Source organism: Ruthenibacterium sp. (genome assembly GCF_017421385.1).
In the GTDB taxonomy this organism is placed as follows: Bacteria; Bacillota; Clostridia; order Oscillospirales; family Ruminococcaceae; genus Ruthenibacterium; species Ruthenibacterium lactatiformans.
Genome location: NZ_JAFOIN010000032.1, coordinates 1 through 20,706, shown reverse-complemented (window position 1 = coordinate 20,706; position 20,706 = coordinate 1). Strand labels below are relative to the sequence as shown.

Below are 20,706 nucleotides of genomic sequence, written 5' to 3'. Positions count from 1 at the left end.
CGCTGTTTTTCTTTGCCATTCATACTGCACCTCAAATTTTTTTCGTGACGGCCTGTACGGGACACTGCTCGAAGCAATTTCCGCAATGCAGGCAGTGCTCCTGTGCGATGCGGTAGGGTGTTCCCGGTGCAACGCATTGCTGCGGACAGATCTGAACGCATTTCCCGCAGCCGATGCACTCCCCGGTAATCTCGTAACCTTTTGGCGTGTGTTTTCCCTTTCCAAGCGTATACGTCTCCCGGAAAATGGGCTTCACACCCAAATGGAAATACTCGATCCGCATATCCCGGACAACAAAGACGATTCCGATTTCCCGCGTGGCGCCCGGATACACATTGGAAAGATAAGGCTATTCCTGAAAAATAAGGTCGATACAGCGTTTTTGTTCCGCTTCTGGTACAGGAACGGCCTTTGCGGATACACGGATCATCTCTTTATACCGGGTATACGCCAGTATCTGTACTTGTCCGTCGTGAAGAAGTTCACGGCAAAATTCTTTTCCGCGCGCAGTGAAAAAATAAAGCGCGTCCGAAGTATAATGGATGGCGCTGATACAGCGCGCCTGCGGTGTTCCGTCTAGGCCGACGGTGGAAAAATTCAGCACCCCGACACACTGCAGCTTTTTCAAACAGGTCTGTGCATCCATAAGCCCACCTCATTCTACGACCAGGCTGCGGTCGGCCCTTCGGGGCTTGTCCTGCGGATAAGCTCCCGCATGGTACCCCAAAAGCACGAAGCAGCGTGCAACATATCCGTCCGGGATCCGCCATTCCTTCAAAAGCGCGGCCCCCGGTTCGTTGTCGAAGGTTTCTTCGCCGCGTGCGATCAGACAGGAGGCAAGCCCCAGTTCCGTGGCGGCCAGAGCCATGTTTTCGGCACAGCAGAAGGCGTCCGCAACGCTGTACAGAAAATTCTTCGGCCCGAGAACCGCGCAGACCGTGGGGGCACCGTAAAATCCGCTTCGGATCGAGGGGTCGTCGATGATGCTGGGCTGTTCTGATGATACGTAAGAGCCGGCCAGGCTGTTTCGGTTGAATTTAGCGATATTCAGCCTCCCGATTTTTTCGCAAAGCGCGCGGTTTCGCACTGCGACGATGATCGCGCGCTGTCCGCCGCCGGCATTGGGCGCGCAAAGCCCCGCCTGAATGATTTTTTCCAAATCGCCGCGTTCGATTTGCCGGTCCTGATATTTTCGGATGGAACGCCGGCGTTTTACCAGATCGAAAAATTCCATGCTTACACCTCTTTCCAGCATTGCGGGTCAGCCGCATAAAAGTTTCCGTCCTTGCCGCTTGCCACTGCGGGGCAGCCGCGGCAGTAAGGCAGCAGTTCGCATTTTGTGCACTTTTCGAATTTGCTGTAATCCCGATAGGCCTCCATCCGGCAGATCCACACGTTTGCGATCCGGTCCGAAAAAACATTTCCCACCTTGCTGTTCTGGACCCGGCGGCAGGCATAGATATCCCCGGTCGGAAGAATGGTCATATGGCAGTTGCCGCAGTTGCAGCCGCCGTATATCATGCCGTCCTGCGCATCCTCCGGGATTTTGAATATCCCTTTTTCATATTCGTAAAGCGTCCAAAGATGGTCTTTTTTGTTGAAGCAGGTCTTGCAGCCTTCGGCCTCGTATTTCTGATATTTCTGATAACAGATATCCAAAAGCTGCTGGTAGTCCTGCGGTGTCATGCCGGTGTCCTTTTCACCGCTGGTAGGGCAGTAGCGGGCGAAAGCATACACATCTGCGCCCGCTTTCACCACCGTGTCGATGATATCGGGCACTTCGCTGATATTGGCGCCGGAAACGGTGGTCATGACCACCGAACGGATGCCCGCCCGGTTGATGCACCCGATCTTTTCCAGCGTACAGTCAAAAGAGCCCGGCTTGCGGAACCAGTCGTGTGTTTCCCGCATGCCGTCCAGAGAAAGCTGGTACTTCCGGCAGCTGTATCCCTTCAGACGCATGCAGACCTCGTCGGTCAGGTGGAACGGATTGCCCAGGATGGCAAAAGAAATGTCGTGCTCCTTCAAAAGTGCCAGCAGCCGCCAAAAGTCCGGGTGAAGGATAGGGTCGCCGCCGGTGATGTAAAAGTACGGCAGCCTGCCGTATACCTCGCAGAAGTCCATACAGTTGTAAAAGGTTTCCTGAATTTGCTCCCAGGTCATGGCATCCAGGTGCTTGCAGTTGTTTTCCGAGAAAATGTAGCAGTGTTTGCACCGTTGGTCGCATTCGTCCGTTATGTGCCATTGAAAGGCAAAATATTCTTTCATCTTGATCTCTCCGTTCCATCGGCGAATTCTATTGCTCCGGCCGGGGCCGGTTATACTTTCAGGAACCCGGCCGAAACCCGGCCGGGAAAACAGGGAAGTTATTTGTCCCCGGCGCCGCAGGCCGAACCGCAGGCCGCGGGCTTTTCTTCGGGCTTGTCCCCGGCGCCGCAGGCTGAACCGCAGGCCGAGGCGGCAGCCTCCCCATTTTTTTGTGCCCAGCCAAACAGATTGGATAGTGCCATGATCGTTACCTCCGTCTTTTTTATTTGAGGGATGTTGTTTGTCCCTCTGACTGTATTGTAAAAGCCGGCGGCAAAGAAAAAAAGTACGCACTTTTTTATTACATAGTTACCTTTTGGTGACCTTCGCTTGCGGTGAAAGCACCTTTGTATTATAATTTGAATGCAATATTCATATTTAAAGCATTGGAAAGGAGCACTCCCTGATGTTGACAAAGGAAGAAATGCCGGCCTGTCCGGTCGCGACCACCGTGCAGCTGATCGGCAGCAAATGGAAGCTGCTGATCATGCGGAATCTGCTGCAGCGGCCGTGGCGTTTCAATGAACTGCGGAAAAATTTGGAGGGCATCAGCCAGAAAGTGCTCACCGACAGCCTTCGCTCTATGGAAGAGGACGGCATCATTACCCGAACGGTTTATCCCGAAGTTCCGCCCCGCGTGGAGTATGCCTTGAGTGCGTTGGGAGAATCCATGCGGCCTATCATGGACGCGATGGAAGTGTGGGGAAACAACTACAAAAACCAGGGATGAGAAAAAGCCCGGATACCCGCCTTTGCAGGTGGGACATCCGGGCTTTTCCTTTTCTATAAAACTGCCGCGAGGGGAAAGGCTGTGCGCCGAAAGGAGTTGACAAATCAAACTGTAACTGATAGTATAACAATTAAACTGAGATAACAAAAGTTACAGTTGTCCGGCGGCAATGGCCGTGCGGAGCACTTATAGCGGAATTAAAAAGGAGCGGAAAGATGACAAGCGAATTCGGCATCGCGGTACACGCGATGGTATTTCTGCATCACAAGGGGGATATGGTATCCAGCGAGGTGCTGGCGGAGAATATTTGTACAAACCCGGCCCGGGTGCGCAAGGTGATGGCCCAGCTCAAGCGGGCGGGGCTGGTGGAAACGCACGAGGGCGCTGTGGGGGGTTACCGCTTTGCGGGCTCGGCGGATACCGTGACCCTGTGCGACATTGCGCAGGCGGTAGGTGCTGCGTTCGTTTCGGCATCGTGGCGCAGCGGCGACGTGGATAAGCCCTGTCTTGTGGCAAGCGGCATGGGCGCATTGATGGACGAAGTGTACACAGGCCTGGACGCGCTGTGCAAGGAACGTCTGCAAAGCGTCACGGTAGCCGCGCTGGAGGCGCGGCTGTTCGACGGCAAGCCGCTGGCCGGGCCGTGCGGCCGGGCAAAAAAAGAAAAAGCTGCCGCGGCGCACGGCGGGGCGAAGTAAAAGGCTCCCGCAGGCGGTTTTCATTCCGGTGTCTTTTTTAGAGGGCTGCCGGGAAAGGATTTTATTGAAAAACAATAAAAAATGGCCGGAGGCTATTTTTTAGGCCATGCGGGCCGTCCCCGGCCTGCGGCCATCAAGATGAACCTTTTTATTGCGGAATTTTTTAAATATAACAAAAAGGAGACTTCTATGGGTTTTACTCTTGAAACAGGCGTTTCCGCCGCAGCGGTATTTTTGCAGGGCATCCTCAGCTTCTTTTCCCCGTGCGTGCTGCCTCTGGTACCACTGTACATCGGGTATCTGGCGGGCGGCGCGAAAAGTGTGGACGCCGACGGCACAGTGCGCTACAAACGCGGCCGTGTAATGCGCAATACGGTGTTTTTTGTGCTGGGCGTCAGCTTTACCTTTTTTGCGCTGGGGCTGGGGTTTACGGCGTTGGGCCGCTTTTTCTCCGATAACCGCGCGCTGTTTGCGCGCATCGGCGGCGTGCTGATCATTCTGTTCGGCCTGTACCAGCTGGGCGTGTTCCGTTCCCGCGCGCTCAGCACCGAACATCGCCTGCCCATCCGTCTTGACCGTCTCTCAATGAATCCCGCGGTGGCGTTTCTTTTCGGCTTCACGTTCAGTTTTGCGTGGACGCCGTGCGTCGGCCCGGCGCTGGGCAGCGTGCTCATCATGGCAACGTCGGCTGGCTCTTCCGCACAGGGCTTTTTGCTCATCGGCGTATATACGCTGGGGTTCGTGCTGCCGTTCCTGGCGGTAGGGCTTTTCACGGGCTCGCTGCTGGATTTTTTCAAAAAACACCAGAAAGCGGTGCGTTATACCGTCAAGGCGGGCGGTGTGCTGATGATCCTGATGGGCGTAATGATGCTGACAGGCTGGATGAACGGCTTTACCAGCTATCTCTCCGGCTTGGGAGGCGCTGGGACGTCGGCGTCTTCCGCCGTCCCTTCGTCTTTCGTGCCGTCAGACAGCGCGGCGGGACAGGGAGGCGATGCATCGTCCGGGCCGGATAATGCGTCGGCGTCTTCCGGCTCTGCAGCCAGCTCGGAGCAGCCGGAGATCCCCGCACCGGATTTCACGCTGACGGACCAGTTCGGCAAGACGCACACGCTTTCGGATTATCAGGGCCAGGTCGTATTCCTGAACTTCTGGGCGACCTGGTGCGGCCCCTGCCAGCGGGAGATGCCGGACATCCAGGCGATGTATGAGGATCTGGGGCTGAACGAGGAAGACGTGGTCGTTCTGGCCGTGGCGAACCCAAAGTCCGATCAATATCCGTATAATCAGGATGTAAGCGAAGACGAGGTGAAGCGGTTTCTGGAGGAAAACGGCTATACCTATCCCGTGGCGATGGATACCACGGGCGAGGTGTTCGCGGCATACGGTGTGCGGGCCTTTCCCACAACGTTTATGATCGACCGGGAGGGCAATGTGTTTGGTTACGTGGAAAGCACATTGACGCGGGACATCATGGACAGCATCGTTCAGCAGACGCTGGACGGCAGACGCGCGGGCTGACGGAGCCGGCGGAAAATAAGCAGGCGCCCCGGCGGGAAAATGCCCGGGGCGCCTTGCTTGATTTCATCTGATTGGTGGGCCGGGAACGGATGTCCCGCAGGAAAGGCTTACAGAGAGGCCATCTGTGCCGCAATATCATCCTCGCAGGCCCGCATGGCCTGCAGCGTGCTGTCCAGAAGCCTGTCCAGCTCCCAGCCAAGGCGTTCCGCGCCCTGGCGGATGACGTCGCGGGAGCAGCCCGCGGCGAATTTTTTGTCTTTGAATTTTTTCTTCAGGCTGGAAAGCTCCATATCCTGCACGCTCTTCGAGGGGCGCATCAGCGCGGCCGCGCCGACAAGGCCCGTCAGCTCGTCCGCGGCAAATAACACTTTTTCCATTTCCAGCACGGGCTCCACATCGCTGCACAGGCCGTAACCGTGGCTGCAAACCGCGTGTACGAACGCATCGTCCGCGCCAATCTCAGCCAACAGCTCGGGCGCTTTTTTGCAGTGCTGTTCCGGCCACTGCTCAAAATCCACGTCGTGCAGCAGGCCGACCAGCGCCCAGAAATCCGCTTCGCCGCCGTGCCCCAGCTCGTTCGCATACCAGCGCATGACGCCCTCCACCGTGAAAGCATGCTGCAAATGGAACGATTCTTTGTTGTATTTTTTTAAAAGTGCAAGCGCTTCTTCACGCGTCATGGAAAAGACCCCTTTTCAAAAAATTTGGAAATTGGCTTTATTGTAGCAGATACTGCGCAAAAACAAAAGAGGGGAGCTGAACAAAACGCGCCGCAGAGAGGACGGCCTTGCGTCCTACGCCGCAGCGCGCAGGGGAGAGATCACGGCATTTTGTGCTCGCAGTACACACAGCGCGGCACACCGTGAGCGTCGGGGACGTACAGGGGCACAAGCTCTTCTTCGGCAACCGTGATACAGCGGGGGTTCCGGCACGGCGCACCCGTTGCCTCGGCGGCGCGCTGTGCGGAAAGAGCCTGCTCGGCCAGCGGGCCGGAGGGCGCCAGGCCCAGCAGCGTCAGGATCAGTGCCATACGCACATACACGCCGTTCTGCGCCTGCTCAAAATAGGCGGCGCGAGGGTCGTCGTCAACCGCCAGCGCGATCTCATTTACGCGGGGCAGCGGGTGCAACACCGCCATGTCCGCTTTGCCCAGCGCCATTTTGGGCATATCCAGCACATAACTGCCTTTCAGGCGTTCATATTCGCCGGCGTCGGTAAAACGCTCCTTTTGGATGCGCGTCATATACAGGATGTCCAAGTCCGCCATGGCTTCCTCCAGTCCCGTCACCTCGGCATAGGGGATGTGTGCGGGCTTGACAACGTTTTCGATAAGGTGGCCGGGCACGCGCAGCTCCTCAGGACTGATGAACATGAATTCATTGCCCTCGTAACGGGCCAGCGCATTCACCAGCGAGTGCACGGTGCGCCCGTATTTCAAATCGCCGCAGAAGCCAATCTTCAGGTGGGACAGGCGGCCCCGGCACGTCAGGATGGTGAGCAGGTCCGTCAGTGTCTGGGTGGGATGCTGGTGGCCGCCGTCGCCCGCGTTGATGACGGGGATGCGCGAAAAGCGTGCCGCGCGCATGGGCGCGCCCTCCAGGGGATGGCGCATGGCGGCAATGTCCGCGTAGCAGGAGACGATACGAATGGTATCGGCCACGCTTTCGCCCTTGGAAACGCTGGATACGTTGGCACTGGGGAAGCCCAGCACGCTGCCGCCCAGATTGAGCATCGCGGCTTCAAACGAAAGACGGGTGCGGGTACTTGGCTCGTAAAACAGAGTGGCAAGCTTTTTGCCTTTGCAGCTTTCCGAGTAGGCTCCCGGCTCGCGGCGGATATCTTCGCCCAGCCGCAGAAGCCTGTCCAGCTCTTCCACGGTAAAGTCCAGCGGGTCGATCAAATGGCGCATATACATTCCCTCCAAGAATCCCTCGCGGGCACGGCAGCCGCGCGCGGCTTGCTGCAGGCCGCGCGGTGACACGCCATGCTTCCCGGCCTGCCCCTCGCATTCACCGGGCAGACATGCTTGCCGTGCAGCGGCAATTTCTTGGACATTATACCGCGCCGGGCGGCGGTTGTAAAGGGCGTTTCTTATTTTAAAACACGCCGCAGCATGCGCTCCTTTTCCTTTGTATAGGGCTGGTAACGCACGGGAAGATCGAGCCGGTTTGATTTTTTGACAATGCTTTTGTAATGTGTGAACGTATCGAAGCTGAGCTTGCCGTGGTAACTGCCCATGCCGCTTTCACCCACGCCGCCAAAGCCCATGTCGCTGGTGGCAAGGTGGATGATGGTGTCGTTGATGCATCCGCCGCCGAAGCTGCAGTCCCGCAGCACGCGGCGCTCTGCGGCTTTGTCGGTGGTAAACAGGTACAGTGCCAGGGGCTTCGGCCGCGCGTTCACGAACGCCACGGCCTCATCCAGGCTTTCATAGGCCAGCACGGGAAGGACGGGCCCGAAAATTTCCTCGCTCATCACCGGGCTGTCGGGTGAAACATCCGCCAGCACCGTGGGCGCGATCTGCAGCGTTTCGGCGCTGCCCGTGCCGCCGCATACCACGCGTCCGCTGTCCATCAGGCCCATCAGGCGGTGGAAATGCTTTTCGTTCACGATACGTCCGTAATCCGGGCAGGCCAGCGGGTCGCTGCCGTAAAAGGCGGCAATCTCCCCGGCCAGAAGCGCCAGCAGCCCGTCATGAACGTCCCTGTGCACGAGCACATAATCCGGCGCGACGCAGGTCTGCCCGGCGTTCAGGTATTTGCCGAAGGCGAGGCGCTTTGCCGCCAGGGGGAGGTCTGCGGTTTGGTCAATGATGCACGGGCTTTTGCCGCCCAGCTCCAGCGTCACGGGCGTGAGCCAGCGCGCGGCCTTTTCCATCACCAGCCTGCCAACGGCCACACTGCCCGTGAAAAAGATATAGTCGAATTTCTGTTCCAGCAGGGCTTCGTTTTCCGCGCGTCCGCCCTCCACGACGGCGATATGGTCCGGCGCGAAGCAGCTTTCCACAAGCTCCTTCAAAACGCGGCTGGTGGCCGGCGCGTACGCGCTGGGCTTGAGCACCGCGCAGTTGCCCGCCGCGATCGCGCCGACCAACGGGTCCAGCGAGAGCATGAACGGATAATTCCACGGGCTCATCACCAGCGCCACGCCCAGCGGCTCGGGCACGACGAAGCTGCGGGCGGGGAACTGCGCCAGCGGGGTTTTGGCGCGCCTGGCACGCATCAGGCGGTTCAGATGCTTTTCCATATAGGTCAGCTCGCTCAGTACAAGGCCTGTCTCGCACATATAGCTCTCAAAGGGAGATTTGTGCAGGTCCTCCTTCAGGGCGGCGCAGATATCGGCCTCCCGGGCCGTTACCGCCTGCCTCAGCGCGGCCAGCGCGCGGCGGCGGAAAGCGGCGTCTTTTGTCGCGCCTGTATTGAAAAAAGCCCTCTGGGCGGATACCAGCTCTTCAATCTGCATGCCTTGGCCCTCCTGTGGTTTATAGTGGTATGGGTTGTTGCTGTCAGTATAGCATGTTATAATGCACTCGTAAACATTGTGTTTGCAGGAGCGGCGCCGCGGCTTTCCGAAAACGAACGCGCACTGCCGTGCGGCCGGCGCCTGCGGAATACTTGTAAAACAGAGGAAAGGCGGGAATGATATGTTTACATTGCCCGAATACTGCGCGCCGGATTTTTCCGCGCCGCTTTTACAAAATGCGCCCAGCGTGCGCACGGCACCGGCCCCTGCGGACGGCGCCGCGCCTGCGGGCTATCATGCCACAGGCATGTATCCGGAATATTATAAAGTGGACGGCGTGTGGCGTCTTGCTGAAAAAAGCCGTATGGACTGCGTGCCTGTTCTGGCCCCGGACGGGGAACTGCGCATTGTGGAGTTCCGCAATCTTGTGCAGGGCGACAGCGTGGTGCTGGGCCGCACGGACGATGGCAGCGAGGGCATTCTGATGCATACGGAGGGCTTTTCCGCGGGCGGCAAAAGCGCTGAAGCGTTCGCGTTCCGCACCGGGCGCAGCCGGGAAACGGCTTTCACGCGGGATTATGACGCACTGGCCGGGCTGCTGCGCCATGAAAAAGAGCACGGCAATGTGGTATGGGTGCTCGGTCCGGCATGCAGCTTCGACGCGTCGGCCAAGGCGGCCATGCAGGCACTCATCGAAAACGGCTATGCCCACGGCCTGCTGGCGGGCAACGCTCTTGCCACGCACGACCTGGAGGGTTCGCTGCTGCACACGGCGCTGGGGCAGGATATCTACACGCAGGAGAGCCGCCCCAACGGCCATTACCACCACATCGACGTCATCAACGCCGCGCGGGCTGCAGGCTCCATTCCGGCGTTCATCGAACAGAACGGCATCCGGGACGGCATTATGCATGCCTGCGTGGCGCACGGCGTGCCCTATGTGCTGGCCGGTTCCATCCGCGACGACGGCCCGCTGCCCGGCGTATACGGCGACGTGTACGCGGCGCAGAACGCCATGCGGGAGCTGGTGCAGCAGGCCACCACCGTCATCTGTGTGGCCACCCAGCTGCATACCATTGCCACGGGCAATATGACGCCTTCCTACTGTGTGCGCGGCGGCCGGGTACGGCCGGTATACCTGTACTGTGTGGATGTCTCCGAGTTCGTCACCAACAAACTGCGGGACAGGGGCAGCCTTTCCAGCGTGCCCATCGTGGCCAATGCACAGGACTTTTTGTGCCGCGTGGCCGCAGGGCTCGGCTTGCCGGTTGCGGAAAAATATGATAAAATAAACCGTTAAGGGTGGTGTTGCTCCAATGAGTCAGAAATTTACGCCGCTTGCGCAGTCCCGCGCGAGCTATTATTGTAAAGGCAGCCCGGTGCATTTTGTTATGGTGGAGCTGTTCCGCATGGAAGGCACGGGCGCCACGGTCGTGACGCTTACGTTCAAAAACCTGTTCTCCCGCCCGCTGGTCTCGTTCACAGCGTATTTCCGCTGCAAGAACAAATACGGCGAAGTGGTGGTGGAGGACTCCTTTACCTATGATAATGTGTATGCCGGGGAAGGCGAGTGCTTCGGCTTCGACGATGCGGTGTTTGTCAGCGACGAGCCTTTGGGCAGCGTGGAGGTACGCCTGGGCTCCGTCACCTACGACGACGGAGCGCCTCATGACCTGCGCCGCTGCCCGGCTGTGGCGCTGCCTGCGCTGCGGCCCCTGCCCCAGCGCGAACGCGCGGCCGTGTGCCGCGCCTTGGGCACGCAGGATGCGGATTATTACCCCGAGGAGGCTGCCGACGGCTGGCGCTGCACCTGCGGCGCGTTCAATTACAACGCGGGCCGCGGCATCCGTTATTGCAGCGAGTGCGGCGTGGAAAAGGTGCTGATGCAGGCGGCTGTGCGCGATGCGCAGAGCGGCGCGGCGCCGGCACGCCCCCAGTTTGGTGCGGATATGCAGTTTTTGCCCGTGCAGGACGAAGCGCCCGCCGGCGGCTCCGGCGGGCAGCGGGGCGGCGGCGTGCAGTATGCTGTGCAAAAGCCCTGGATGCCGCGCGCGCTGCGCGGCGTACCGGAGCAGGAAATGGAACGGCCCGCCGTTCCGGCCATGGGCGGCGCACCGCAGGCCTGCGTTTCCATCATGAAGGATTCCACGGCGGATTTTATCCTGCGGTATATGCCCTTTGTCACCATGGCCGCGGCCGCGGTGTTCACGATGGGGGCGGTGCTGGTGTCGCAGTATCTGCTGTGATGCGGGAACGCCCAAAACAAAAGCAGCGTTGCGCCGGGCGGCCCAGACGGGCCGCCCTGTGCGCGGTTACAGCATATGGCTATAGGGCTGTTTTATAGCTCTGTACGGCAAAGCGATCACAAATATGAAGCTCCAAGGAGGCACAAACCGAATGGCAAGAAAACCTGCCGCCTATACCAATGAAAGCATCACATCCCTGAAGGGCGCCGACCGGGTGCGCAAGCGTCCCGGCGTTATTTTTGGCTCCGACGGCGTGGAGGGCTGCGCCCATTCCATTTTCGAGATATTGTCCAACGCCATCGATGAGGCGCGTGAGGGCTACGGCAACCGCATCCTCATCACCAAGTTTAAGGACGGCTCGGTAGAGGTGGAGGACTTCGGCCGCGGCATGCCCGTGGATTACAATAAAAACGAGCAGCGCTACAACTGGGAGCTGCTGTTCTGCGAGATGTACGCGGGCGGCAAATACTCCGCCGGCGCGGACAATTACGAATATTCCCTGGGCCTGAACGGTCTGGGCCTGTGCGCCACGCAGTATGCGTCCGAATGGATGACGGCGGATATTTACCGGGACGGTTTCCATTATCACCTGGATTTCCGCAAAGGGGAAAACACGGGAGGGCTGAAAAAAGAGCCTGCCACCCGCAAAAAAACGGGCTCCGCCATCCGTTGGAAGCCGGATGCCGAAGTGTTCACCGATATCAACGTGCCCAGTGAATATTATAAGGACGTCATCAAGCGCCAGGCCGTTGTCAACGCGGGCGTCACCTTTGTGTTCACCGACGAGAGCGGCGATAAAAAGGAAGTAACGGAATACTGCTACGAAAACGGCATCAAGGACTATGTGGAGGAAGTGGCCGACCTTCAAAGCCTGACCCCCGTGGTGTTCTGCCAGTCCACCGCCGAAGGGCGCGACAGGGAGGACAGGCTGGACTATAAGGTCAAAATGAGTGCCGCGTTCTGTTTTTCCAATAAAAATCAGCTTTTGGAATATTATCACAACTCCAGCTGGCTGGAGCACGGCGGCAGCCCGGACCGCGCCGTGAAGCTGGCTTTCGTCAACCAGATCGACGCATTTTTAAAGGCGAAAAACCTGTACAAAAAAGGCGAGAGCAAGATCACCTTCACCGACGTGCAGGACTGCCTGATTTTCGTCTCCAGTTCGTTCTCCACGCAGACGAGCTACGAGAACCAGACGAAAAAAGCCATCACCAACAAGTTCATTCAGCAGGCCATGACGGAGTTCCTCAAGCACAACCTGGAAGTGTACTTCATCGAAAAGCCTGACGAGGCGATGAAGCTGGCCCAGCAGGTGCTGGTGAACAAGCAGAGCCGCGAGCATGCGGACAAGGTGCGCCAGGGCGCGAAAAAGACGCTCTCCGCCCAGATAGACATCGCCAACCGCGTGCAGAAATTTGTGGACTGCCGCTCCAAGGACCTTGCCCGCCGTGAGATATATATTGTGGAGGGCGATTCGGCCATGGGCGCCGTCAAAACCAGCCGGGATTCGGAATTCCAGGCCATCATGCCCGTGCGCGGAAAGATCCTCAACTGCCTGAAGGCGGATTACGACCGGATTTTCAAAAGCGATATCATCACGGACCTCATCAAGGTGCTGGGCTGCGGTGTGGAACTGGGCGGCAAGGGCAAAAAGGATCTCTCCAGCTTTGACATCGCCAACCTGCGCTGGAGCAAGGTCATCATCTGTACCGACGCCGATGTGGACGGCTACCAGATCCGCACGCTGATCCTGACGATGATCTACCGTCTTGTTCCTTCACTCATCGAGGAAGGCTATGTGTATATCGCGGAATCGCCCCTGTATGAGATCGAGAGCAAGGGCAAGACGTACTTTGCTTATACCGAACCGGAAAAGGCTGAATTTTTGAAACGCATCGGCGGTGCAAAGTATACCATCCAGCGTTCCAAGGGCCTTGGCGAAAACGACGCAGAGATGATGTGGCTGACGACGATGAACCCCGAGACGCGCCGCCTCATCAAGGTAACGCCGGAGGATGCAAAGCGCACGGGAGAAGTGTTTGACCTGCTGTTGGGCGACAACCTGGCGGGCCGCAAGGAGCATATCGCCAACCATGGCTACGAATATCTGGATGAGCTGGACGTGTCCTGACGGATGCGTCCTTCCCGGACGGACGCTGAACAAGCCGCGTCCGCGGCCTGCCCCAAGGGCCATACGTTGGACCCGTTCGGCGGCCGCACAATTCTTGAGATGTGAGGAAAACAGATGGCAAAGAAAAAACAGCCGAAAAAAACAGCCGCGCGCCCGCAGTTGGGCGACAGCGTAGAGATACTGGACGCGGGCAGCGTACTGGAAGAACCCATCACCCAGACGCTGGAAACCAACTATATGCCCTACGCCATGAGCGTCATCGTCTCCCGCGCGCTGCCGGAGATCGACGGCTTTAAGCCGGCCCACCGCAAGGTGCTGTACACGATGTATGACATGGGCCTTTTGAAGGGTAACCGCACAAAGTCCGCCAACATCGTGGGCAGCACCATGCACCTGAACCCCCACGGTGACCAGGCTATTTACGATACCATGGTGCGCCTGGCACGGGGAAACGAAAGCCTGCTGGTGCCCTTCGTTTCCGGCAAGGGCAACTTCGGCAAAGCGTACAGCCGGGATATGGCATACGCCGCCTCGCGTTATACCGAGGCGAAGCTGGAGGAGGTGTGCAACGAGCTGTTCCGCGACATCGACAAGGATACCGTCGATTTTGTGGACAACTACGACGCCACCACGCAGGAGCCCACGCTGCTGCCCGTCACGTTCCCGACGATCCTGGCCAACAACACACTGGGCATCGCCGTGGGTATGGCGTCCAGCATCTGCTCATTCAACCTGGCGGAGCTGTGCGAGACCACCATTGCCCTGCTTAAGAACCCGGATCATGACATCCGCTCCACCCTGCCCGCACCGGATTTCGTGGGCGGCGGCTATATCCTGTACAATGAGGAGGATATCGGCAGGATCTATGAGACGGGCCGGGGCGGCGTGCGCGTGCGCGCCCGATATGAGTACCAGAAAGACGGCAATATGATCGAGGTGACCCAGATCCCGCCCACGACCACGATCGAGGCCATTATGGACAAGATCGCCGAGCTCGTAAAATCCGGCCGCGTAAAAGAGATCAGCGACATGCGCGACGAGACGGATCTCAACGGCCTCAAGCTGACCATTGACCTCAAGCGCGGGCAGGACGCGGACAAGGTGATGCAGAAGCTGTTCCGCATGACGCCGCTGGAGGACAGTTTCCCATGCAATTTCAATATCCTCATCTCGGGCATGCCGCGTGTGATGGGCGTGCGCGAGATATTGGGCGAGTGGGCCGCATTCCGCACCGAGTGCGTGCGCCGCCGTACGTATTACGATCTGCAGGGCAAGGAAAAGCGCCTGCATCTGCTCAAGGGCCTGGAGGCCATTCTGCTGGATATCGACAAGGCTGTGCGCATTGTGCGCGAGACCGAAGAGGAAGCCGAGGTGGTGCCCAACCTGATGATCGGCTTCGGCATCGACAAGGTGCAGGCAGAGTATGTGGCTGAGATCAAGCTGCGCCACCTGAACCGCGAATACATCCTCAGGCGTACACAGGAAACGACGGACCTGGAAGCGGACATCGCCCGGCTGAAGGATATCCTGAACAGCCCGGCAAAAATCAAAAGGGTCATCATCGACGAACTGGCGGCGGTCGCCAAGCAATACGGCGAGCCGCGCCGCAGCGAGATCCTGTACGAGGCGGAGCTGCCCGAGGATGAGGACGAGGACGAAGGCATGCCGGATTATCCCGTTACCGTGTTCTATACCCGCGAAGGATATTTTAAAAAGATCACGCCGCAGTCCCTGCGGATGTCCGGTGAGCAAAAGCTCAAGGAGGGCGATGAGATCACCGTCCAGATGGAAACGAAGAACAACGCCGAGCTGTTGTTCTTCACCAGCAAATGCCAGGTGTACAAGTGCCGCGTGGGCGATTTTGACGACGGCAAGGCCAGCGTGATGGGCGACTATATCGCCGCGCGGCTGGGCATGGAGGAGGGCGAAACGCCCGTGTATATGGCCCTTACAACGGATTACAAAGGCCATATGTTCTTCCTGTTTGCCAACGGCAAAGCGGCAAAGGTGCCCATGGAAAGCTACGCCACCAAGCAGAACCGGCGCAAGCTGCTCAATGCCTTCAGCGACAAATCGCCGCTGGTGTACGCGGCACACCTGCACGAGGAATGCGAGCTTGCCATTTACACCAGCGCAGGCCGCATGCTGCTGGTGAATTCGGCCCAGGTGCCCGCGAAGCAGACAAAGAATACCGCAGGTGTGAACGTTGTTACGCTTAAAAAGAACCAGTCCATCATCCATGTGCGCCGCGCAGCCAATCTGGAATTGACGGACCCGCACCGCTACCGCGTGCGTACGCTGCCCGCGGCAGGTGCTATCCTGCGCGGCGAGGACACCGCCGAGCAGATGCAGCTGCTGTAAGGGCCCGGAAAACGGAATCAAAAAAGCCGCCGCGGCTCCCCGTTTCAGCGGGAGCCGCGGCGGCTTTTTTGATACGAAGGAATGGTGGCGGAATAAAGGTCATGCGGCCTTGGAGCCCGGCTTGCCGGAAAGCTGCATCTCGTCATTCAGCGCCTGCGCCACGCGCTGCACGCAATCGGAGGAGAACGGGTCGCTCAGCCCCACTTTCTTAAGTGTTTCCAGGTATTCCACGTTGATGGTATATTGCGTCAGCTTATCATAGATCTGCATGGCTTTGTCCCGGTTTTCCAGCGCGTCCGCCCAGAGTTCCAGCGCGGACACGGCGGAGGTGGCATAGCTGACATAGTAGAACGGCGTTTCGAAATGATGGTGGATATCCACCCACTCGTAAACCAGAGGATAACCCATGTAGTCCTGATAGATCTGGGCATGCAGAAGGTTCATCTCGTCCAGCGGCATGTCCGGGTCCTCAAACACGGCCTGCTGGAATTCGTCCTCGGCACAGCCCTGAAGTACGGAATCCACCAGGTTCATCAGTTGTGCGTACTCGATATAGGAGGCGTCCTCGCCGTACATATCCTCGTAGGTGTCGAACATCAGCACTTCCAGACCCTGGGAGTGGATCTCCGCCAGATCCAGATTGTTGCCGTCGTTCCAGAGCGTCTCTCCCATGAGGTAGAAGTTGTAATAGTGGCCGAACTCGTGGAACAGTGTACCCGGGTCGGTATAATAATCGGTATTCACAAACATATACGGCGCGGCGTAACGGTTCAGCAGCGTGGTGTAGCCCGCAGCCATTTTGTTTGCGCCGCCGCCGAAGCTGTACAGGTTGTGTTCCAGCATGTAGGTCAGCGCGTCGCTCATGGCGGCGGGATATCCACCGTTCTTCAGCGCCTGTTCCAGCACAGGGATGCCGTCGTCAAAGGTAACGTCCGTGCGGGCCTGTGCCGCGGCAATATCGCTGTAATAGCGGTTGTAGATCGCGTCGCTGATGGGGGCCAGGTACTCCTTGACCTTTTCGCTGAACGCGGCCGCATCCTCTTTGGTGAAATCGCGGCCCAGGAGGTCATAGGCGTAATCGGTGTAGCTGTCATAACCCAGCTTTTTGGCGATCTCCACGCGCAGCTGCACCAGTTCACGGTAGATCTGTCCCAGCTCTGCGTTGCGCTTTTCATAGATCGCATAGTACAGCGCGATATCGGATTCCTGCGTCAGATCCAGATCGTTCAGCGTCACGGCTTCTCCGTCGCGCTCGGCCGTATATTCGGTGGCGGACAGCTTCTGATACTCGCTCACAAGGGCCTGTTCCTGTATGCTCAGCTCTTCTATCTCAGGAGAATTGAGCTTGCTGTTCACCTCGTAACGCTCCACAAAGCCGTCACCCCAGCGCGCACGGGCGGCCTTGCCGTAGCCGGATTCCAGGATCGCGCCCGTCAGTTCGTTCATGCGGTTGTCCAGACGGGTGTATGCTTCGTCCAGAGCCAGCTCCTCGGCTTCGTAATATTCGTCCGTAAGGTCGATATTGTAGCGGATGCCGGCGATGGCGCTCATGGTGTCCAGCTCGCTGATATCCGCCAGAATGTCGTCGTAGAGGGCCAATGTTTCTTCTTCCTTGTCTCCGGCGGAGACCTGCTCCAGCGCTGTGTCGATCTTCGCGTTCAGCGCGTCCAGATCGGGACGTGCGTACTCCAGCGTACTGAAATCCACATCGGCATGCACAACGGGCGGGCGTTCCTCGGCCTGCGTCTGGAACAGGTTCGGCCCGCAGGCGGAAAACAGCAGGCAGGCGGCCAGCACGGCGGCGGCCGCGCGGCCGGCTTTACGGCGGTGAATCATATGATCTCTCCTTGCTCGTTTTTTAGAAAGCGGCGGGACGCCCCGGGGGTGCGCCGCGCGCATGGCCGGTGCGCCCATACAGGCGCACCGGCGGCTGTTAATAGCATACCACAAAACGCGGGGAAAAGCCGCTCTTTTTTGCAAATTTGCCCCGCGGCCGGGCGCCGGGCGCGCCAAAAGATGGGATAAAACACGAAAGGCCTCGCAAACCCGCGCGCCGCGCGAGAAATATGCTTGCTTTTTGCCGCGGGCTATGGTATAGTTATTTACGCGAATGAACTGGAGGTTTCAAAATGGGTGTTTTAGAGATTATCAGCGGTGTTTTGCTGATTTTGTGCAGCATTGCCATCATCGTGATGGTTCTGTTCCAGGAATCCAAGGGCAACGGCCTGTCCGGTGCGATCGCCGGCGGTGAGATGATGGGCAACGAAGGGCGCTCGCGTTCCTCCAATGCCATGCTTGCCAAATACACCAAGTATGCGGCCATCGTGTTCTTTGTGCTCGCTATCCTGGTGGGCGTCATCAGCATCTATCTGAAATAAGCCAGAAAAAAGCCCGCCAGCTTTTGGCGGGCTTTTTTGCTATATATCTCCGAAGACCGGGGAAAAGTATTGTTATGTGTGTGGAGTAAGGAGCATATTATGGGAATCAAAGCAAAAATACTGAAAGAGCTGCAAAAGAAGCCGCGCCGCCTGAAAGAGCTGAAGGCGAAGCTGGGCAACGACAAAAAAGTGGCCCGCGCCGTGGACGAGCTGGTGGAGCGGAACAAGGTGGTGTGCCGCAAGGGCGTGTACGCCGTGCCGGACCCGAAAACAGGGAACGCCGTGGAGTGTACGCTGGTGAAGCTGGCGGGCAAGTTTGGCTTCGCGCGGCCTGTGCAGCCCGACGGGCAGGATATCTTCATTCCGGGCAAATACCTGATGGGAGCCATGCCCGGCGACACGCTGCTGGTGTCGCTGTTCGAGCATCCGCGCGTAGAGGGCTCGTCCGAGGGCGAGGTGCTGGCCGTGGTGAAGGAAAACAACCGCTTTACCGGAACGGTGGAGACCATTGAGGGCAGGCTGGCGCTGGTGCCGGACGCGTGTCCGCACTGCCCCATCTATATCAAAAAGAGCGCCGACGGCGGCGCGCGCGACGGTGAAAAGGCTGCGGTGGAGATTCTGGAGCGCGGCGATTCCCACGAGGACCACCGGGCGGGCGTAGCCATGCGCTTCGGCAGCGCCGGGGAGGCCAAGCAGTGCGCAAAGGCACTGCTGTATGGCGCGGGGCTCTCGCGCCATTTCCCGCTCAAGGCAAAGGCTGAAGCGAAAAAGTACGAAGGCGCGGCCGTGGCGGAAAAAGAGGCGGCGGGCCGCAGGGATTACCGCGGCATGCCTGTCTTCACCATAGATTCCGCCGAGACGAAAGACATCGACGACGCCATTTCCCTGGAAAAGACCGATACGGGATACCGGCTGGGCGTACACATCGCGGACGTGAGCCATTATGTGCGCCCCGGCAGCGCGCTGGACGCCGAGGCGTTTGCGCGGGGCACATCGGTATATTATGCGGACAGCGTCATTCCCATGCTGCCGCGCCAGCTCTCCAACGGCATCTGCAGCCTGAACGAGGGCGCGGACCGGCTGGCATTCTCCTGTATGATGGAGCTGGACGCCGCGGGCCGTGTAGTGGATTACGCGTTCGTGAAATCCGTCATCCGTTCCCGCGTGAAAGGTGTGTACAAAGAGGTGAACGCCATTTTTGACGGCACGGCGGACAACGCGCTGCGCCAGCGTTACGCCGCCGTGGCGCAGGAGCTGCCGCTGATGCGCGAGCTGTACCACAAGCTGGCCAAGCTGCGCGCAGCCCGGGGCGCGATGGATATTGAGAGCGGCGAGGCAAAGCTGGTGCTGGACGAGGCGGGCCGCTGTGTGGACGTGGTGAAGCGCGAACGCGGCGAGGCGGAGCAGATGATCGAGGAATTTATGCTGCTGGCCAATTCCTCGGCGGCGGCGCTGGCGCGGCGGCTGAAGCTGCCGTTCGTGTACCGTGTGCACGAAGCGCCGGACCCAGAGCGGATCGAAAAGCTGAAGCAGACGCTGACGGCGGCGGGTGTGGACTTCCATTTTGCGGGCGATACGCCCACCACGCTGGAGCTTGCGAAGCTGTTGGCCGATACCCGGGGCACCAATCTGGAGCGCCCGGTGCACACAAGTGTGCTGCGCAGCATGGCCAAGGCAAAGTACGAGCCGCAGCCCAAGGGCCACTTCGGCCTTGCGCTGGCAGATTACGCCCACTTCACCTCGCCCATCCGGCGCTATCCGGACCTTGCCATCCACCGTATCCTTTCCGACGTTTGCGCGGGTATGGACGACGGCGCGGTGCAGAAAAAATATGCGCAGTTCGCGGCCGAAGCATCGGTGCAGTCCTCCGAGCGCGAGGTGCTGGCCATGACGGCGGAGCGCGATGTGGAGGACTGCTACAAGGCCGAATACATGCGCCGCTTCGAGGGAGAGGAATTCGACGGCGTGATCTCGTCGATCACGCAGTTCGGCCTGTATGTGGAGCTGCCCAATACCGTAGAAGGCCTTGTGCGCGCGCAGGCGCTTTCGGAAAACGCGCTTACGCTCACCGAGGGCGTGGCGCTGCGGGATATTCTGTCCGGTCGGGAATGGCGGCTGGGCGACGTCATGCGCGTGCGTGTGGCGGGCGTGGATGTCTCTCAGGGCAATGTGGATTTCGTTCCGGCACAGGAACAGTAGCGGAAGGAGCCGGTGCTTCCGGCCCGGCGGGCCCCGGCGGGCGTGCGGCAGACAGCCGTACCCGCCGGGGCTTTTGCGCGCCCGGGAAAAGCGCTGCCGCGGCGGCTGCTCCCCGGGCGCATCCGGGTGTCATACCGGGGGCCTTGTCCGCATATGCTGTGGCGAGGTGAGGAAAATGATCCTGGTACAGACCATCGGAGTGTTCGCGGCGCTGATGAGCGTGATCGGCGTAGTGCTGGCAGCATCCAAGGCAAAGCGGCCGCTGCTGCGGGCGCTGGGCAGCGCGGTGTGCGGGGCCGCATCTCTGGGCGCGGTGAATTTGCTGGCAGGGTACACGGGCGTTTCCATCGCGCTTAATTACGCCACGGCGTTTGTAGCCGTGGTGCTGGGCGCGCCGGGCGTGGTCACCATGCTGCTGCTGCGTGTGCTGTTGCTTTTTTAACGTCCGTCGGCTACAATATTCCCCAAAGGCGGCGCATGCCGCGCCGCGGAGGGAGGAATAAAATTGACGCTGCACTTTGAATGGTTTGGGTTTGACGACGCAGCGCGCATGGCGCTGGCCCATGGGCTGCGCAAAGAGGTATTCGTGGACGAGCAGGGCTTTTCGCTGGAGGCGGACAGGGACGAGCAGGACAAGAACGCCCTGCATGTATTGGGCCTGGACGAAACAGGG

18 protein-coding genes and 1 pseudogene are annotated in these 20,706 nt (G+C 59.1%); 10 read left to right on the top strand and 9 right to left on the bottom strand.

The features are described 5' to 3' along the window. Positions 1–31: 31 nt before the first annotated feature. The 5 genes from IIY41_RS03885 to acgA all read right to left on the bottom strand — a co-directional run bounded on the left by IIY41_RS03885 (position 32) and on the right by acgA (position 2,510). Positions 32–283: a 4Fe-4S dicluster domain-containing protein gene (locus IIY41_RS03885; protein WP_287399801.1), complete on the bottom strand. Its 252-nt coding sequence runs from the start codon at positions 281–283 to the stop codon at positions 32–34. A gap of 66 nt (positions 284–349) precedes the next feature. After that, positions 350–646 carry a pyridoxamine 5'-phosphate oxidase family protein gene (locus IIY41_RS03880; protein ID WP_287399799.1) on the bottom strand — a complete coding sequence of 99 codons (297 nt, stop codon included), beginning with the start codon at positions 644–646 and terminating at the stop codon, positions 350–352. 9 nt (positions 647–655) lie between these two features. Next, entirely contained in the window at positions 656–1,234 is a 579-nt protein-coding gene (locus tag IIY41_RS03875; protein ID WP_287399797.1) for a nitroreductase family protein, read from the bottom strand. Positions 1,235–1,236: 2 nt separating this feature from the next. Further along, positions 1,237–2,268, bottom strand: a complete 1,032-nt coding sequence (gene acgM, locus IIY41_RS03870; RefSeq protein ID WP_287399795.1) for a radical SAM/SPASM domain protein, ACGX system — start codon at positions 2,266–2,268, stop codon at positions 1,237–1,239. A gap of 98 nt (positions 2,269–2,366) precedes the next feature. Beyond that, positions 2,367–2,510, bottom strand: coding sequence for an ACGX-repeat peptide (acgA, locus tag IIY41_RS03865; protein WP_117460872.1), 144 nt, complete (start codon positions 2,508–2,510; stop codon positions 2,367–2,369). A gap of 203 nt (positions 2,511–2,713) precedes the next feature. Between acgA and IIY41_RS03860 the strand changes: the two genes are divergently transcribed. The 3 genes from IIY41_RS03860 to IIY41_RS03850 all read left to right on the top strand — a co-directional run bounded on the left by IIY41_RS03860 (position 2,714) and on the right by IIY41_RS03850 (position 5,256). After that, positions 2,714–3,037, top strand: a complete 324-nt coding sequence (locus IIY41_RS03860) for a winged helix-turn-helix transcriptional regulator (RefSeq protein ID WP_009326033.1) — start codon at positions 2,714–2,716, stop codon at positions 3,035–3,037. A 215-nt stretch (positions 3,038–3,252) separates the two neighbouring features. Beyond that, a complete protein-coding gene (locus IIY41_RS03855; protein WP_009326032.1) occupies positions 3,253–3,735 on the top strand; it encodes an RrF2 family transcriptional regulator in 483 nt (160 codons plus the stop codon). A 189-nt stretch (positions 3,736–3,924) separates the two neighbouring features. Beyond that, the gene (locus tag IIY41_RS03850) at positions 3,925–5,256 is read left to right on the top strand and encodes a redoxin domain-containing protein (RefSeq protein ID WP_287399792.1); all 1,332 of its coding nucleotides are present in this window, start codon (positions 3,925–3,927) and stop codon (positions 5,254–5,256) included. 107 nt (positions 5,257–5,363) lie between these two features. Here IIY41_RS03850 and IIY41_RS03845 read toward each other — a convergent pair whose 3' ends face one another. The 3 genes and pseudogenes from IIY41_RS03845 to IIY41_RS03835 all read right to left on the bottom strand — a co-directional run bounded on the left by IIY41_RS03845 (position 5,364) and on the right by IIY41_RS03835 (position 8,778). After that, positions 5,364–5,936 (bottom strand): hydrolase, encoded by a 573-nt coding sequence (locus IIY41_RS03845; RefSeq protein WP_117460870.1) that lies wholly within the window; start codon positions 5,934–5,936, stop codon positions 5,364–5,366. A 326-nt stretch (positions 5,937–6,262) separates the two neighbouring features. Continuing rightward, positions 6,263–7,165: pseudogene (gene pyrB, locus IIY41_RS03840) on the bottom strand (aspartate carbamoyltransferase); the annotation flags it as partial. A 182-nt stretch (positions 7,166–7,347) separates the two neighbouring features. After that, on the bottom strand, positions 7,348–8,778 hold the full coding sequence (locus IIY41_RS03835) for an aldehyde dehydrogenase (protein WP_270248419.1): 1,431 nt from the start codon (positions 8,776–8,778) through the stop codon (positions 7,348–7,350). A gap of 121 nt (positions 8,779–8,899) precedes the next feature. Here IIY41_RS03835 and IIY41_RS03830 point away from each other — a divergent pair, with 121 nt between their 5' ends. The 4 genes from IIY41_RS03830 to IIY41_RS03815 all read left to right on the top strand — a co-directional run bounded on the left by IIY41_RS03830 (position 8,900) and on the right by IIY41_RS03815 (position 15,456). Beyond that, positions 8,900–10,018, top strand: coding sequence for a putative NPN-dependent ornithine cyclodeaminase (locus IIY41_RS03830; RefSeq protein ID WP_055080972.1), 1,119 nt, complete (start codon positions 8,900–8,902; stop codon positions 10,016–10,018). A 16-nt stretch (positions 10,019–10,034) separates the two neighbouring features. Then, positions 10,035–10,964 (top strand): hypothetical protein, encoded by a 930-nt coding sequence (locus IIY41_RS03825; protein ID WP_287399788.1) that lies wholly within the window; start codon positions 10,035–10,037, stop codon positions 10,962–10,964. A 151-nt stretch (positions 10,965–11,115) separates the two neighbouring features. Further along, entirely contained in the window at positions 11,116–13,095 is a 1,980-nt protein-coding gene (locus IIY41_RS03820) for a DNA gyrase/topoisomerase IV subunit B (protein ID WP_287399787.1), read from the top strand. A gap of 114 nt (positions 13,096–13,209) precedes the next feature. After that, the gene (locus IIY41_RS03815) at positions 13,210–15,456 is read left to right on the top strand and encodes a DNA gyrase subunit A (RefSeq protein WP_050004433.1); all 2,247 of its coding nucleotides are present in this window, start codon (positions 13,210–13,212) and stop codon (positions 15,454–15,456) included. Between the two features lie 99 nt (positions 15,457–15,555). Here the strand turns inward: IIY41_RS03815 and IIY41_RS03810 are convergent, their stop codons facing one another. Then, entirely contained in the window at positions 15,556–17,292 is a 1,737-nt protein-coding gene (locus IIY41_RS03810; protein WP_287399785.1) for a gluzincin family metallopeptidase, read from the bottom strand. Positions 17,293–17,585: 293 nt separating this feature from the next. Here IIY41_RS03810 and secG point away from each other — a divergent pair, with 293 nt between their 5' ends. The 3 genes from secG to IIY41_RS03795 all read left to right on the top strand — a co-directional run bounded on the left by secG (position 17,586) and on the right by IIY41_RS03795 (position 20,475). Next, complete coding sequence (secG, locus tag IIY41_RS03805) at positions 17,586–17,834, top strand: preprotein translocase subunit SecG (protein ID WP_009326022.1); 249 nt, start codon at positions 17,586–17,588, stop codon at positions 17,832–17,834. A 99-nt stretch (positions 17,835–17,933) separates the two neighbouring features. Beyond that, positions 17,934–20,033 carry a ribonuclease R gene (gene rnr / locus IIY41_RS03800; RefSeq protein WP_287399783.1) on the top strand — a complete coding sequence of 700 codons (2,100 nt, stop codon included), beginning with the start codon at positions 17,934–17,936 and terminating at the stop codon, positions 20,031–20,033. Positions 20,034–20,208: 175 nt separating this feature from the next. Beyond that, a complete protein-coding gene (locus tag IIY41_RS03795; RefSeq protein WP_009326020.1) occupies positions 20,209–20,475 on the top strand; it encodes a pro-sigmaK processing inhibitor BofA family protein in 267 nt (88 codons plus the stop codon). The last annotated feature ends 231 nt before the right edge of the window (positions 20,476–20,706 follow it).

Coding starts and splice junctions, on each gene's coding strand:
- IIY41_RS03885 (WP_287399801.1), bottom strand. CDS start 283: ATGCGGATCGAGTATTTCCATTTGGGTGTGAAGCCCATTTTCCGGGAG.
- IIY41_RS03880 (WP_287399799.1), bottom strand. CDS start 646: ATGGATGCACAGACCTGTTTGAAAAAGCTGCAGTGTGTCGGGGTGCTG.
- IIY41_RS03875 (WP_287399797.1), bottom strand. CDS start 1,234: ATGGAATTTTTCGATCTGGTAAAACGCCGGCGTTCCATCCGAAAATAT.
- acgM (WP_287399795.1), bottom strand. CDS start 2,268: ATGAAAGAATATTTTGCCTTTCAATGGCACATAACGGACGAATGCGAC.
- acgA (WP_117460872.1), bottom strand. CDS start 2,510: ATGGCACTATCCAATCTGTTTGGCTGGGCACAAAAAAATGGGGAGGCT.
- IIY41_RS03860 (WP_009326033.1), top strand. CDS start 2,714: ATGTTGACAAAGGAAGAAATGCCGGCCTGTCCGGTCGCGACCACCGTG.
- IIY41_RS03855 (WP_009326032.1), top strand. CDS start 3,253: ATGACAAGCGAATTCGGCATCGCGGTACACGCGATGGTATTTCTGCAT.
- IIY41_RS03850 (WP_287399792.1), top strand. CDS start 3,925: ATGGGTTTTACTCTTGAAACAGGCGTTTCCGCCGCAGCGGTATTTTTG.
- IIY41_RS03845 (WP_117460870.1), bottom strand. CDS start 5,936: ATGACGCGTGAAGAAGCGCTTGCACTTTTAAAAAAATACAACAAAGAA.
- IIY41_RS03830 (WP_055080972.1), top strand. CDS start 8,900: ATGTTTACATTGCCCGAATACTGCGCGCCGGATTTTTCCGCGCCGCTT.
- IIY41_RS03825 (WP_287399788.1), top strand. CDS start 10,035: ATGAGTCAGAAATTTACGCCGCTTGCGCAGTCCCGCGCGAGCTATTAT.
- IIY41_RS03820 (WP_287399787.1), top strand. CDS start 11,116: ATGGCAAGAAAACCTGCCGCCTATACCAATGAAAGCATCACATCCCTG.
- IIY41_RS03815 (WP_050004433.1), top strand. CDS start 13,210: ATGGCAAAGAAAAAACAGCCGAAAAAAACAGCCGCGCGCCCGCAGTTG.
- IIY41_RS03810 (WP_287399785.1), bottom strand. CDS start 17,292: ATGATTCACCGCCGTAAAGCCGGCCGCGCGGCCGCCGCCGTGCTGGCC.
- secG (WP_009326022.1), top strand. CDS start 17,586: ATGGGTGTTTTAGAGATTATCAGCGGTGTTTTGCTGATTTTGTGCAGC.
- rnr (WP_287399783.1), top strand. CDS start 17,934: ATGGGAATCAAAGCAAAAATACTGAAAGAGCTGCAAAAGAAGCCGCGC.
- IIY41_RS03795 (WP_009326020.1), top strand. CDS start 20,209: ATGATCCTGGTACAGACCATCGGAGTGTTCGCGGCGCTGATGAGCGTG.